At 66.7% G+C, this 14,506-nt stretch carries 12 protein-coding genes; 10 read left to right on the top strand and 2 right to left on the bottom strand.

Going from position 1 to position 14,506, the window contains the following annotated elements; all coding sequences use genetic code 11:
* Positions 1–32: 32 nt before the first annotated feature.
* The 6 genes from MG068_RS16025 (at position 33) to tsaB (ending at position 8,346) form a co-directional block, all read left to right on the top strand.
* The gene (locus tag MG068_RS16025) at positions 33–1,016 is read left to right on the top strand and encodes a glycosyltransferase family 2 protein (RefSeq protein ID WP_132811150.1); all 984 of its coding nucleotides are present in this window, start codon (positions 33–35) and stop codon (positions 1,014–1,016) included.
* On the top strand, positions 1,013–1,966 hold the full coding sequence (locus MG068_RS16020) for a glycosyltransferase family 2 protein (RefSeq protein WP_132810648.1): 954 nt from the start codon (positions 1,013–1,015) through the stop codon (positions 1,964–1,966). The genes MG068_RS16025 and MG068_RS16020 overlap by 4 nt, the downstream gene beginning before the upstream one ends.
* 76 nt (positions 1,967–2,042) lie before the next feature.
* Positions 2,043–4,481 carry a penicillin-binding protein 1B gene (gene mrcB / locus MG068_RS16015; protein WP_032130201.1) on the top strand — a complete coding sequence of 813 codons (2,439 nt, stop codon included), beginning with the start codon at positions 2,043–2,045 and terminating at the stop codon, positions 4,479–4,481.
* Positions 4,478–5,017, top strand: coding sequence for a hypothetical protein (locus MG068_RS16010; RefSeq protein ID WP_428999591.1), 540 nt, complete (start codon positions 4,478–4,480; stop codon positions 5,015–5,017). The genes mrcB and MG068_RS16010 overlap by 4 nt, the downstream gene beginning before the upstream one ends.
* A gap of 557 nt (positions 5,018–5,574) precedes the next feature.
* Positions 5,575–7,623: a DNA repair helicase YoaA gene (gene yoaA / locus MG068_RS16005; RefSeq protein WP_132810647.1), complete on the top strand. Its 2,049-nt coding sequence runs from the start codon at positions 5,575–5,577 to the stop codon at positions 7,621–7,623.
* 9 nt (positions 7,624–7,632) lie between these two features.
* Positions 7,633–8,346: a tRNA (adenosine(37)-N6)-threonylcarbamoyltransferase complex dimerization subunit type 1 TsaB gene (gene tsaB, locus MG068_RS16000; RefSeq protein ID WP_132810646.1), complete on the top strand. Its 714-nt coding sequence runs from the start codon at positions 7,633–7,635 to the stop codon at positions 8,344–8,346.
* 637 nt (positions 8,347–8,983) lie between these two features.
* On the opposite strand, the gene MG068_RS15995 is transcribed toward tsaB, so the two are convergent.
* Together MG068_RS15995 and gshB are read right to left on the bottom strand one after the other, a co-directional pair.
* Positions 8,984–9,868: an energy transducer TonB gene (locus MG068_RS15995; protein WP_132810645.1), complete on the bottom strand. Its 885-nt coding sequence runs from the start codon at positions 9,866–9,868 to the stop codon at positions 8,984–8,986.
* The gene (gene gshB / locus MG068_RS15990) at positions 9,868–10,815 is read right to left on the bottom strand and encodes a glutathione synthase (protein WP_049400397.1); all 948 of its coding nucleotides are present in this window, start codon (positions 10,813–10,815) and stop codon (positions 9,868–9,870) included. The genes MG068_RS15995 and gshB overlap by 1 nt, the downstream gene beginning before the upstream one ends.
* Before the next feature lie 240 nt (positions 10,816–11,055).
* On the opposite strand from gshB, the gene pilG reads away from it, so the two are divergent.
* The 4 genes from pilG to MG068_RS15970 are packed head-to-tail and all read left to right on the top strand — an operon-like array spanning position 11,056 to position 14,446.
* On the top strand, positions 11,056–11,457 hold the full coding sequence (gene pilG, locus MG068_RS15985; RefSeq protein ID WP_005418455.1) for a twitching motility response regulator PilG: 402 nt from the start codon (positions 11,056–11,058) through the stop codon (positions 11,455–11,457).
* A gap of 18 nt (positions 11,458–11,475) precedes the next feature.
* Complete coding sequence (locus tag MG068_RS15980; protein WP_005410717.1) at positions 11,476–11,838, top strand: response regulator; 363 nt, start codon at positions 11,476–11,478, stop codon at positions 11,836–11,838.
* On the top strand, positions 11,838–12,368 hold the full coding sequence (locus tag MG068_RS15975) for a chemotaxis protein CheW (RefSeq protein ID WP_005410716.1): 531 nt from the start codon (positions 11,838–11,840) through the stop codon (positions 12,366–12,368). Before MG068_RS15980 ends, MG068_RS15975 begins: the two co-directional genes overlap by 1 nt.
* A 41-nt stretch (positions 12,369–12,409) precedes the next feature.
* Complete coding sequence (locus MG068_RS15970) at positions 12,410–14,446, top strand: methyl-accepting chemotaxis protein (protein WP_032130100.1); 2,037 nt, start codon at positions 12,410–12,412, stop codon at positions 14,444–14,446.
* Positions 14,447–14,506 lie beyond the last annotated feature (60 nt).

Here is a 14,506-nt window from a genome sequence, read left to right as displayed (position 1 = left end):
ATAGTCCACCCGCTCCGGCCGCTCCTGTGAACATGCCCAGCGTCACAACCACCGTCTCTGTTGCTTTATGTACCTGGCAGGGGGAGCGCTACATTGCCGCCCAGCTGCGCACCATCGGTGCCCAGACCGTACTGCCTACGCAAGTAGTGATAGTCGACGACGCCTCAGCTGATGGTACATGGGGTGTTCTCGAACAGGAGGTGGCGAACTTGCGTGCGAGGGGTATCGAAGTGGTGCTCAGACAGCAGCAGCAGAACGTCGGATACGTCCGCAATTTCGAAAGCGCATTGTCGCAGTGCTGCGGCGACATCGTATTCCTGTGCGACCAGGATGACCTCTGGCGCGAGGACAAGATCGAGACCTTCCTGAGGATCTTCGATGCGCGTCCAGGTTTGCGGCTCCTGCACAGCAATGCGCAGTTGGTCGACGGTGACGGTGTCCCTCTGCAGGCGACCTTGTTTCAGGCCTTGGCAATTGGTCGCCGGGACATCGAACGTGAGCATTGCGGTGAAGGATTTGAAGTCCTCCTCGGCCGGAACATCGTAACCGGTGCGGTCACAGCGCTGCGCCGCGATCTCATCGCCGAGGCGCTGCCAGTGGCTGATGGCTGGATCCACGACGAATGGTTGGCGATGGTGGCAGCAGCCAGCGGTGGACTGGACTGTATTGAGGCCATCACCACCGATTACCGTCAGCACGACAGGAACCAGGTGGGGGCGCAAAGGCGGGGTGTGCTTGAACGTGCATTGAGAAGTGCCGTGGTACGTCGCAACTATCTGGTGGCGGCATTGCAGCGCCTCTACGCTTTGCAGTTGCGCGCGCAGCAGGGACGGCCGCTGCTTGATGCTGTGCAGACCGAGATTCTCGAGCAGCGCCTGAAGCATGCACAGGCACGTACCGGACTTGCTATGTCGTTGTCCGCACGTTTGCTGCAGGTCTTCAGGGAAGTGGCCAGTGGCCGCTACCATCGCTTTTCAAATGGCTTGCGGTCCGCAGCCAGTGATCTGATGCCATGAGTCCAGTGATTCTGCAGAACCCCGACTCCGGGTCTGTCTTCGACACCAAGCGTGTCTGCGCCGTGATCGTTACCTACAGGCCCAATCCCGTCTTGCTGCGGAATGTGGTTGACAGCGTGCTGCAGCAGGTCGGGCATCTGGTGGTGTTCGACAATGGCAGCAGCGCTGTTGACGTTGCTGAACTGCTGGGTGATCAAGAGGGGATAAGCGTTTTTGCTTCACCAATCAATGTTGGTCTTGGCAGTGCCTTGAATCGAGCCTATGAGCGTGCACGGGCGCTGGAATTCGACTATGTGTTGCTTATGGACCAAGACAGCATACTGGCCCCGGGAATGGTCGTTCTGCTGGGAAACGCACTGGTCGAATTGGCCCAGAATGAGAGTGTGGCGGCTGTCGGCCCGCAGTTTCGGGATTCGCGCAATGGCATGCTTGCTCCGTTCGTTCGCTTTGGATTCCCATTCAATTTCAAGCTGCGCGGTGGGCCAGGTCAGCGCATCTCTTGTGATTTCCTCATTACATCCGGTTCGCTGATACCAATGACTGCCTTGCGGGAGATCGGCGCAATGGATGAATCCTTGTTCATTGACAATCTGGACATGGACTGGTGCTTCCGCGCCAAGCGCAGTGGCCATGCCCTGTACGGCATTTGCGATGCGCAGATGACCCACAGCATCGGCGAGGAACTACTGCCTTCACGCGCAAAACCCGACGGTGTGATTGTGCACAAGCCCTTCCGGCTCTACTACATCATGCGCAATCGGGTCCTGCTCTATGGGCGTGCCTATACGCCTTGGATTTGGATTGCTCAGGATGTGCCGCGGCTGCTGCTGAAGTTGATGGGAAACAGCTTGTTCCTAGCCCCTCGCTGGGTTCGGTTGAGGTTCATGTTAAAGGGGTTGTGGGATGGAATTCGAGGCAAGTCCGGGGCGCTACCACCGGTAGGTCGCTGAACAGGCGGTTTCAAGGAACTGCCTTGGGGAAATGTGCTGGGGTAGACTCCGCTGACGCCACCGCTATGCTTCTCCCGTGCCCCGACGCTACGATTCCGACGACATCGACGATTTCGACGACGACGACCAGCAGGACAACGGCCCGCTGTGGCGGCGCCGGCTGATCACCTGGAGCATGGCTGCGGTCGCGTTGGGATTGGGTTTCCTCATTCCCTATACGCTGTACCTGAACCAGCAGGTGACCCAGCGTTTCGGCGAGCTGCGCTGGCAGATCCCGACGCGCGTCTACGCGCGCCCGCTGGTGCTCACCCCCGGCAAGGCGATGGATGCGTCCACGCTGAAGACCGAGCTGGCCGCCTCCGCCTACCGCGATGACGGCCAGGGCAAGGAGCCGGCCACCTATGCGGTGAACGGCGGGCGCTTCGTCATCTCCAGCCGCGGCTACAACGACGTCGATGGCCGGGTTGCCCCGCGCCGGCTCGAGCTGTCACTGGCCGATGGTGCGGTCGCCTCGCTGCGCGACGCCGACAACCGCAAGGCCTTGAAGGCCGCGCGGTTGGACCCGGCCCGCATCGCCACCCTGTACGGCCAGAAGCAGGAAGAACGCCGCCTGATCCGCATGGACGAGGCGCCGGACCTGCTGGTGACCGGCCTGCAGGCGGTGGAGGACAAGGACTTCAACCGCCACCACGGCATCGACCTGTCCGGCATCGCCCGTGCGGTGTGGGTGACCATCCGCTCCGGTGGCCAGAGCCGCCAGGGCGCCTCTACGCTGACCCAGCAGCTGGCCCGCAGCGGCCTGCTCGGCATCGGCAAGGAGCAGACGGTTACCCGCAAATTCAACGAAGTGCTCTACGCGCTGATCATGGAAGCGCGCTACGACAAGCGCACCATCTTCGAGGCCTACCTCAACCAGGTGTACCTGGGCCAGCGTGGCAGCCAGGCCATCCATGGCATGTCCTCTGGCGCCGAGTTCTGGTTCGGTCGCGACCTGCAGTCGCTGGAGACCGAGCAGATCGCGCTGCTGATCGGCCTGGTCAAGGGCCCGTCCTTCTACGACCCGCGGCGCAATCCGGAACGCGCGCTGGATCGCCGCAACTTCGTGCTGGGCAAACTGCACGAAGCCACGCTGATCGATGACGCCGAGTACCAGCGTGCGTTGAAGGCCCCGCTGGGCGTGCCCAAGACGCCGGGCCTGGTTGCCGCCAACCGCTTCCCCGCCTATGTCGATCTGGTCCGCCGCCAACTGGGTCACGACTATCCGGAATCTGCCCTGCAGGGCGCCGGCCTGAGCGTGATGACCGGCATGTCGCCGTCCGCGCAGGCCTATGCCGAAGGCGCGGTGACCCGCACCATCAAGTCGCTGGAGAGCAAGCGTCGCCCCGAACTGCAGGCCGGCATGGTGCTGACCGACGTGCACAACGGTGACGTGCTGGCGGTGATCGGCAGCCGTGAAGTGTCCGAAGTCGGCTTCAACCGCGCCATCGAGGCACAGCGCCCGGTCGGCTCGTTGCTCAAGCCGTTCGTGTACCTGCTGGCGTTGGCGCAGCCGGACCGCTACTCGCTGGCCAGCTGGGTCGACGATTCACCGGTGACCGTCCAGCTCGGCCGCGGCCGCAACTGGAACCCGGGCAACGCGGACAACCGCAGCCACGGCACCGTGCGCCTGATCGACGCGCTGGCGCATTCCTACAACCAGGCCACGGTGCGCGTGGGCATGCAGGTCGGCCCCGAGCGCGTGACCCAGCTGATCCACGTGCTGGCCGGCATCAAGGCCGAGGCGAATCCGGCGGTGATTCTCGGTTCGACCGACCAGAGCCCGTACGCGATGGCCCAGCTGTACCAGTTCCTCGCGTCCGGTGGCGAAATCCAGCCGCTGCATGCGGTGCGTGGCGTGCTCGATCCGCAGGGCAAGCTGCTCAAGCGTTACGACAAGACCCCGGCACCGGCCCAGGAAGGCGACTCGATTGCCGCCAACCTGATCAGTGTCGGCCTGCAGCAGGTGGTTGCCAGCGGCACCGCGCAGCGGCTCAACGCCGATGGCCTCGGCCGCCTGCAGCCGGCCGGCAAGACCGGTACCACCAACGATGGCCGCGACAGCTGGTACGCCGGTTACACCGGCGATCATCTGGCGGTGATCTGGATCGGCAACGACCAGAACGAGCAGGCCGGCCTGTACGGTGCCACCGGCGCGATGCGGGTCTGGTCGGGCATCTTCCAGCGCCTGCCGAGTGCGCCGCTGCGGGTCAGCAACAAGGGCCTGGACTGGCAGTCGGTGGCGCCGACCGGACTCAACAGCACGGATGAAGGCTGTCCGGGCGCGCGTCGTTTCCCGTTCGTGGTGGGCTACGCGCCGGCCTATGCACCGTGTGCGCCGGCGGTGTCGCCGGACGGGCAGGGTGCCGAAGGCGAGGGCGGTGGCTGGCGTAGCTGGTTCGGCCTGGACCGCAAGCCTGAGCCGCCTGCTGAACCTGCTGCGGCGCCCGCCGCCGCCACTCCTCCCCCGAGCCGATGATGCCGATGAACATGCGATCCCTGCTGCAGCCCCTGGCCCTGACCGGCCTCAGCCTGGCCCTGGCCGCCTGCGTCAGCAGCGCACCGCCGGTGGCCAAGCCGCCGGTTGATACCACCACGCCGGCACAGCGCCTGGCTGCGGTGGAAGCGGCCGCAGGTCCGGACGACAAGGAGCTGTCGGTGCAGCCGCTGCGTGATTCGCAGGTGGAGGACCTGCGGGTGACCGCACAGACGCAGCGCCAGGCCAACGACCTGGCCGGTGCCGCCAGCAGCCTGGACCACGCGCTGGAAATCGTGGCCGGTGACCCGGCGGTGCTGCAGGAGCGTGCCGAGCTGGCGCTGTTGCAGGGCCAATGGGCACAGGCTGAGACGTTCGCGCGCAAGGCGGTGGATCTGGGCTCGAAGACCGGGCCGCTGTGCCGCCGGCACTGGGCGACGATCGAGCAGTCGCGTCTGGCGCGCGGCGAGAAGGAGAACGCGGTGTCCGCGCATGCGCAGCTGGAAGGCTGCACCGTGCCGGGGATCAAGCGGTACTGAGGTATTCCACTCCATCGGGCGCTGCCCCCTCTGCGGCGCGCGCGCACTGATGGATGCGGGTGATGGGCCGGGTGGGTGGGGCGTGCAGGACACGCCGTAAACCCATCCCTGGGGGCTCGATGGCGCCATCCATGGCGCCAACGGTCCTGCACGCCCCACCCACCCGGCCTGCCATACATCGCGCGGGCCGCAGGCAAGAACAAAATCAAAATCAAAAGCGGGTCGCGCGCTGCGCGCGCTCGCTGCCGTTTCCTTTCTTCTTTCCCCGTTACTCCCACCGCTTCTGAGCTGCCAGTCGAGCATGCTCGACTTTGCGAAGCCTGTCCCTCCGTCACCGGGAAACTCTCGAAGGCGGGGGACTGTGGGTTTGCGGGGTGTCCGCGGCATGGATGCCGCGGCCAAGCCCCCAAGGACGGGTTTACGGCGTCCCCGCAAACCCACAGTCCCCCGCCAGCCCTCAGTACAACCCAGAGCCGTGAACAGCGCTGTTGCCGTTGCTTGTGCTCCGGCTTGAAACGGGTGCCGGGCAGCGCCCGGCCGGGTATCCTTTCCCTCTGATGTCCGACCTTGTCCATGCCAGCCGCGAAGCCCTCAGCGACGGCGGCGCGCTCGCCTCGCACCTGGATGCATTCGTCCCGCGTCCGGCACAGCTGCACCTGACCGAAGCCATCGCCGATGCGCTGCAGCAGCGTGATCTGCTGCTGGCCGAGGCCGGTACCGGCACCGGCAAGACGTTTGCCTATCTGGTGCCGGTGCTGCTGTCCGGGTTGCGCACCATCATCTCCACAGGCACCCGCGCGCTGCAGGACCAGCTCTACCACCGCGATCTGCCACGGGTGCGCCAGGCACTCGGGGTCGGCCTGCGCAGTGCGCTGCTGAAAGGGCGTGCGAACTACCTGTGCCGCTATCGCCTGCAGCAGGCGCGCGGCGAACCGCGGTTTTCCAGTCCCGAGCAGGCCGCGCAGTTCCAGCGCATCCTGGCCTGGTCCGGTCGCTCGGAGTTCGGTGACATCGCCGAGCTCGACGGGCTGGCCGACGACTCCCCATTGCTGCCGATGGTCACCTCCACCGTCGACAACTGCCTGGGCACCGATTGCCCGTTCTGGGATGACTGCTTCGTGGTGCGTGCGCGGCAGCGTGCACAGGCTGCCGATGTGGTGGTGGTCAACCATCACCTGCTGCTGGCCGATCTGGCCCTGAAGCAGGATGGCTTCGGTGAACTGCTGCCGGGCGCCCAGGCCTTCGTCATCGACGAGGCACACCAGTTGCCCGAACTGGCCGCGCAGTTCTTCGGCGAGGGTTTTGGCATGCGCCCGTGGCAGGAGCTCGGGCGCGATTGCCTGGCTGAAGCACGCGGTGTGGGCGGCGCGCAGTCGGCGCTGCAGGAACCGGTCGACCAGTTGCAGCAGGCGCTGCTGGCGCTGCGTTCGGCGATGGAGGGACTGCCGCCGCGTGGCACGCAATGGCGCGCGCTGGCGATGCCACAGGTGCGCGACGGATTCGATACGGTGATGGCAGGGTTGGTGACCCTGGAGCAGGCATTGCAGCCGCTGCGCGAAGCGGCGGCGGGTCTGGATGCCTGTCATGCGCGGGCGCGCGAGGCGGTCTCGCGGCTCAGCCGCTGGCTGGGCGATGACGAACCCACTCTCGATTTCGACACCGATCCGTCGGAAGCGAGCAGTGCGGCCGATGTGCTCTGGTACGAGCTTACGCCGCGTGGTTTCCGTTGCCAGCGCACGCCGATGGATGTGTCCGGTCCGCTGCGTGAGCATCGCGAGCGCAGCCGTGCCGCGTGGATCTTCACTTCGGCAACGCTGACCGTTGGCGGTGGTTTCGATCACATCGCCACCCGCCTGGGCCTGGACGATCCGCACACGCTGGTGCAGCCAAGCCCGTTCAATTGGCCCGAGCAGGCGCTGTGCTACCTGCCCGAAGGCCTGCCCGATCCGGCGGCGCGCGGGTTTGGTACCGCGCTGATCCAGACCTTGCGGCCGGTGTTGCAGGCCTCGCAGGGCAGGGCCTTCCTGTTGTTCGCCTCGCACCGTGCATTGCGTGAGGCCGCCGAGGCATTGCGCGACGGGCCATGGCCGTTGTTCGTGCAGGGCGAGGCGCCTCGCGCGACGCTGCTGCAGCGCTTCCGCGAATCCGGCAACGGCGTGCTGCTCGGCTCGGCCAGCTTCCGCGAGGGTGTGGACGTGGTCGGCGAAGCGCTGAGCGTGGTGATGATCGACAAGCTGCCGTTCGCGGCGCCGGACGATCCGGTGTACGAGGCGCGGCTGGAGGCGATCCGCAGCCAGGGCGGCAATCCGTTCCGCGACGAGCAGTTGCCGCAGGCGGTGATCGCATTGAAGCAGGGTGTCGGCCGCCTGATCCGCAGCGAGAGCGACCGTGGCGTGCTGGTACTGTGCGACCCGCGCCTGCTCAACCGGGGCTATGGCCGGGTCTTCCTCGATTCGCTGCCGCCGTTCTGGCGTACTCGCAGCCTGGCCGATGTGCAGGCCTTCTTTACGCCACAATGGGCGCCCGTGTCCGATGATGCGGCTGCCCCAGTCGCTGTTGCGACCGGCCCTGAGCCGGCGCCCGGTGCCACGTTCCCCCTGTTTTGACCCGATCCGATGAAACTGCTCGCCTTTGAAACCGCCACCGAAGCCTGTTCCGTTGCCCTGCATGTCGATGGGCAGGTGCTGGAACGCTTCGAGATCGCCCCGCGCCGGCACGCCGAACTGAGCCTGCCGTGGGCGGAGGCGCTGCTGGCCGAAGCCGGCATCAGCCGCCGCCAGCTGGACGGCATCGCGCTCAGCCGCGGCCCCGGCGCGTTCACCGGCGTGCGTCTTGCGATCGCGATTGCCCAGGGCATTGCGCTGGCCCTGGACCGTCCGCTGTTGCCGGTCTCGACGCTGCAGGTGCTGGCGTTGCGGGCACCGACGGAAGAAACGCAGATCCTGTCAGCGATCGATGCGCGGATGGGCGAACTCTACGTTGCCCGCTTCGAGCGCGTGGACGGCCTGCCGGTGGCGCGTGATGCCGAGCGCGTATGCGCACCCGCTGCGGTATCGCTGCCGGAAGGGCTGTCCGCCTACGGTGTGGGTACCGGTTTCGGCGCAGCCGAGGGCGCACTGGTGGCGCAACTTGGGGCTGGCCTGCGTGGATTCGATGCCGCCGCATTGCCGCGCGCGTCGGACGTACTGGCACTGGCGGTGCCGGCCTTCGCGCGCGGTGAAGCCATCGCACCGGAGAAGGTCGAGCCGGCGTACCTGCGTGACAACGTGGCACTGACCCTGGTCGAGCAGCAGGCCGCGCGCGAGGCGAAGGCGAAGGCCAACGGCTGAGCCCCTCGTGGCGGGGTTGGTTGATCGCGTAAATCAAAAGCCGCGCTTGGCCGGGCGGGGTGGGTTCGCGGGGGACGCCGTGAACCCCGCTCCGCGGTCCGGCCCAGCCGCTGGCGGCTGTGCGTTCGGGCGCTTGCGAAGCCGTGCTTCGCAAGCAAAGCGCCCTCACCCCTGGGGGCTTAGCCGCGCCATCCATGGCGCGGATACCCCCGCGAACCCACCCCGCCCGACCTCTGACAGTTTCCGTGTGCGTCCGCCACGGAAAATCAAAAGAAAATCAAAGTCAAAAGCGGGTCGCTTCGCTCGCATCCACGCATAGCATGGATGTGTGTCGACCAAGGTCGACACCTACCAACAGCGGAGCGGGACGCGATGCGCCGGGATCTGTCAGAGGTGGTGCAGGACCGTTGGCGCCATGGGCCCGAGGCATGCCTCGGGCGGGTTGGGAAGGATGCCCAACCCCGGTCTTGCCGTGTGCGCAGGACAGCGCGCACGAGCAAGGCGCCATCGAGCCCCCAAGGATGGGTTTACGGCGTGTCCTGCCCAGCCACCCCGCCACACCAAATCCACAGTCCAACCGCCGCCTTTGACGTTGACGTTCAGCGGGTCCCGGGCCGCAGGCCCGGGCAACAGAACCCTATCGATCGTCGTGCAGGGTGCCGCCCGGCAGGAACACCCACGTGCGGGTGACCTGCAGGATATCGATCTCATCCTCGGTCTTCGGCAACGGCGGGAACGGCTGCGCCAGCTTCACCACCCGCAGAGCCGCCTCATCCAGCAACGGCATCCCGCTCGAACGCAGGATCCGGCTGCTTTCCACGCTGCCATCGCGGCGCACACCCACGCTGATCACCACCTGGCCACCCAGGCGGCGCTGCCGGGCCTCGTCCGGGTAGTTCAGGTTGCCGACGCGCTCGGCGCGATCGACCCAGGCACGCAGGTAGTTGGCATAGGCATATTCGCGCGTGCTGGCCGACACGAACTTGCGGTTCGGGCGCTTGGCGTACTGCGCCGAGCGCAGGTGCACTTCGGCGGCCAGGCGCGCCATCTCCACGTCGCGCTGTTCGCGCGCGGTCAGCGGTGCATCCGGTTCGGGCTGCTCCGGTGTCGGCCGCGGCTGGGCCTGGGCCACCGTCTCTTCACCATTGCGGCTGCTCACCACGCGCGCCTGCGGCGGCGGAACCGGTGCGGCCGATTGCTGCTGTTGTGGCACTGGGCTCAGCCCGGCCTGCGCCTGCGGCACGATGCCGGCCTGGTTGTCACGCGGACGCTGTGCGCGGTCGTGTTCGCCACCGCCTTCCTGGTTGGCTGCGGCCAGGAAATCAGCCTGCTTCGGCGTCAGTGCGGTGCGGGTCTGGCTGAAGATCACTTCCAGCGTCGGCACCAGCGGTGCATCGCCCTTCACGGCGAAGCCCACGCCCAGGATCAGCAGGGCGTGGACCAGCACCGACAACGCGATGGTCGCCCCCAGCCGTTGCGCTTCGCGCGGCGGCGGGGGCAGGACGGCAGGGGCGGACGGCATCAGCGCAGGCCGGCCTCGAGTGCGTCGAACAGGGTGCCAGCGATGTTCAGCCCGTACTGGGCGTCCAGTTCGCGCACGCAGGTCGGGCTGGTCACGTTGACCTCGGTCAGGTAATCACCGATCACGTCCAAGCCGACGAAGCGCATGCCGCGACGCTTCATCTCCGGCCCGACCTGGGCGGCGATCCAGCGGTCGCGCTCGCTCAGCGGGCGGCCTTCGCCGCGGCCGCCGGCGGCCAGGTTGCCGCGGAATTCATCACCCTGCGGGATGCGCGCCAGGCAGTAATCGACCGGCTCACCATCGACCAGCAGGATGCGCTTGTCGCCGGCGGTGATGTCGGGGATGAACTTCTGTGCCAGCGCCATCCTGTGGCCGCCGTCGGTCAGGGTTTCCAGGATCACATTCAGGTTCGGATCGCCCTTGCCGCTGCGGAAGATCGAGCGGCCGCCCATGCCATCCAGCGGCTTCAGCACGGCCTGGCCGTGTTCCAGGGCAAAGGCCTTCAGCGCCTTGGCGTCGCGGCTGACCAGGGTCGGCGGGCAGCACTGCGGGAACAGCAGGGCGGCCAGCTTCTCGTTGTAGTCGCGCAGGCCCTGCGGGTTGTTGACCACGCAGGCACCGGCAGCGGCGGCCACGTCCAGCACCTGGGTGTCGTAGATGTACTCGGCGTCGACCGGCGGGTCCTTGCGCATCAGCACGATCTGGCCGGGACCGAACTCGGTACGGCTGAACGCACCCAGCTCATACCAGCCGGCCGGGTCGTCGCGCACCTGCAGCGGTGCGGTCTGGGCCACCGCCACGCCACCTTCCAGGGCCAACCCGCCCGGGCGCACGTAGTGCAGGGCATGGCCGCGGCGCTGGGCTTCCAGCAACATGGCGAAGGTGGTGTCCTTGGCGATCTTGATGTGGGCGATGGGGTCCATCACCACGATGACGTTCAACGGCATGGGCGCACCTGTCTGGCAAGGCGTTGATGGTAGCGGCAACGCCGCTCGCGCGCCTCCCCGCCGTACTGCAACGCAGCGTCCGCCCGGCGGTCGCGCACGCATTGCGAAACCCGTCACGTTCAGGAGGGTGCCATGCCCCGCGCCATGGGGCGGCCTTGAAGCGGGCGCGGAAAGTGCGATATAGATACGCTTTCGTAGCGGCCCCCGCCAGAGATCGGGCCGTGCGCTTGGGGATAGGCAATGACTGAAAACACGACTGCGGGCGGGGAACTCGCAGGACTCCGGGTGATGGTCATCGATGATTCGAAGACCATCCGCAGGACTGCGGAAACGCTGCTCAAGCGAGAAGGCTGCGAGGTGGTCACCGCCACCGACGGCTTCGAAGCGCTTGCCAAGATCGCAGACCAGCAACCGCAGATCATCTTCGTCGACATCATGATGCCGCGTCTGGACGGGTACCAGACCTGTGCGCTGATCAAGGGCAACCAGCTGTTCAAGGCGACCCCGGTCATCATGCTGTCGTCCAAGGATGGCCTGTTCGACAAGGCGCGGGGACGCATCGTCGGCTCGGAGCAGTACCTGACGAAGCCTTTCACGCGTGAAGAACTGCTGGGTGCCATCCGCACATACGTCAACGCCTGACCAGGGGGGGAAGGCACAATGGCTCGTATCGTTCTGATCGAGGATTCACCGACCGACCGCGCGGTGTTCACCCAGTGGCTGCGCCGTGCCGGCCATGAGGTGCTGGAAGCGGACAACGCCGAGGATGGACTGCAGCTGGTCCGCGACCAGGTGCCGCAGCTGGTGCTGATGGACGTGGTGCTGCCCGGCATGAGCGGCTTCCAGGCCACCCGCGCGATGGCCCGTGACGCGGCGATCAAGCACATCCCGGTGATCATCGTCAGCACCAAGGCGATGGAAACCGACAAGGCATGGGGCCTGCGCCAGGGCGCAGCCGATTACATCGTCAAGCCGCCGCGCGAGGATGAACTGATCGCGCGGATCAACGAACTGGTGGCCTGATGCGCTCGCCCTTCGACATCCTCGAAGCCTATGAACGGCGCAGCCTGGCCCATGCGGTGCAGCTGCCCGAGCGGCAGTTCGCCCAGGACCTCTGGCGTGGCGTGGGCTACCGCGTCGGCCAGCGCCGGCTGGTATCCGATTTCCGCGAAGTGGTGGAAATCGTGCCGATGCCGCCGGTCACCCCGGTGCCGTGCGCGCAGCCGTGGCTGCTGGGCGTGGGCAACCTGCGCGGCAACCTGTTCCCGGTGGTCGACCTGAAGTACTTCCTGGAAGGCACGCGTACCGTGCAGCAGGAAGGCCAGCGCGTGCTGATCATGCGCCAGGCCGGCGGCGACGTCGCGCTGACCATCGATGAACTGTTCGGCCAGCGCAGCTTCGAACTGGACCAGCAGATCGCGGCCGGCACGCTGGCCGAAGGACGTTACGGCCACTTCGTCGATCGCGCCTTCCACGCCGACGGCCACGACTGGGGCGTGTTCTCGCTCTCGCTGCTGTCGCGTACCCCTGAATTCCGGCAAGCCGCGGCCTGAGGCCGGGCATCGCCCCCTGCATTGAAGATCGAGGTTGAACGATGAGTACTGCTTCGGACGCCACCAAGACCGGCAAGCTGCGGCTGGGCGGCAGCAACCTCTGGTTGTTCCTGCTGCTGGCATCGATGATCCTGTTCGGCGTCAACACCGGCGTCGCCACCTGGCAGGGCAGTCGCCTGGCCGATGCCGGCTCCAAGGCGGCCGACCTGCAGGTGCTGTCACAGCAGCTGGCCAACCAGGGCCGTGATGCGGTGGGCGGCAACGCGCAGGCGTTCACCGCCTTCAAGGCCACCCGCAACGCGATCGAACAGAACGTGTCGACCCTTCAGGGGCGCTACGGCAAGGAACCGGGCGTGTCCGGTGCGATCGCCACCCTGGCCGAGACCTGGGCGCCGCTGGGCAAGCAGGCCGGGCAGCTGGTTGCCAGTGAACCGGCGGTGCTGGCGCTGGCCGGCAATGCCAACAACTTCACCGGCGCGGTGCCGGGCCTGCAGGCCCAGCTGAACGAGCTGGTGCGCGCGATGTCCGCCTCGGGCGCGCCGTCGTCGCAGGTGTACAGCGCACTGCAGCAGGTCGTGGTGGCCGGTTCGATGGCCCGCCGCGTGACCGAAATGCGTGCCGGTGGCAGCGCCGCTGCCACCTCGGGCGATGCACTGGCACGCGACATCACCGTGTTCTCGCAGGTGCTCGACGGCCTGCGCAACGGCAACGAGGAACTGGGCATCACCGCCGTGCGCGGTGCCGCCGCCGTGGCCGCGCTGGAGCAGTCGCAGCAGAAGTGGGAAGCGATGAAGCAGGACGCCGATGCGATCCTGGCCAGCTCGCGCCAGCTGTTCGCCGCCCAGTCCGCCGCCACCGCGCTGGGCCAGGGATCGGCGCACATGCTGGACGACAGCCGCAAGCTGTTCGAGGCGTTCTCCTCGTTCGGCTCGGTGTCCGATACCCGCCTGTTCCCGAACTTCTGGATCGGCGTGGTCTCCGGTGCGCTGTCGCTGATCGCGATCATCGGCTTCGTCTCCACCAACGTGCGCAGCCGCTCGCGCGAGCAGGAACTGCGCTACCAGACCCAGGTGGAATTCAACAGCCGCAACCAGCAGGCGATCATGCGGCTGCTGGACGAAATCTCTTCGCTGGGTGAGGGCGACCTGACCGTGAAGGCCTCGGTGACCGAGGACATGACCGGCGCCATCGCCGACGCGATCAACTACGCGGTGGACGAGCTGCGCCACCTGGTGACCACCATCAACGACACCTCGGCCAAGGTCGCGCTGTCCACCCAGGAAACCCAGGCCACCGCCATGCAGCTGGCAGAGGCGGCGGGCCACCAGGCCAACCAGATCACCTCGGCATCGGACCGCATCGGCGAAATCGCGGCGAGCATCGAACAGGTGTCGCGCAACTCGGCCGAGTCGGCCGACGTGGCACAACGTTCGGTGGTGATCGCCGCTGAAGGTGCCGGCGTGGTGCGCGAGACCATCCAGGGCATGGACCAGATCCGTGACCAGATCCAGGAAACCTCCAAGCGCATCAAGCGCCTGGGTGAGTCGTCGCAGGAAATCGGCTCGATCGTGGAACTGATCAACGACATTTCCGAACAGACCAACATCCTGGCGTTGAACGCAGCGGTGCAGGCGGCCTCGGCCGGTGAAGCGGGTCGCGGTTTTGCGGTCGTGGCCGACGAAGTGCAGCGCCTGGCAGAACGTACCTCCGGCGCGACCCGACGCATCGAGAACCTGGTGCAGGCCATTCAGGCCGATACCAACGAAGCGGTCACCTCGATGGAACAGACCACCGCCGAAGTGGTGTCCGGTGCACGCCTGGCCGAGGACGCCGGCACCGCGCTGACCGAAATCGAGCGCGTGTCCAATGCACTGAACACCCTCATCAAGAACATCTCCATCGCCGCCCAGCAGCAGTCGGCTGCGGCCTCGGACATCACCCGCACCATGGGCGTGATCCGGCAGATCACCGGCCAGACCTCGCAGGGTGCCGGGCAGACCGCCGAATCGATCGGTCACCTCGCGCAGCTGGCGGCCGACCTGCGCCGTTCGGTCGCCGACTTCAAGCTGCCGGCGTGACGCGGGCAGGGCGGCGAGCAAGGAACCAGTCGATGAAGCATTTCCATTCCCCACGCCAGA

The organism is Stenotrophomonas sp. ASS1, assembly GCF_004346925.1.
GTDB lineage: Bacteria > Pseudomonadota > Gammaproteobacteria > Xanthomonadales > Xanthomonadaceae > Stenotrophomonas > Stenotrophomonas maltophilia_A.
This window is presented reverse-complemented; position numbering and strand designations above follow the sequence as displayed.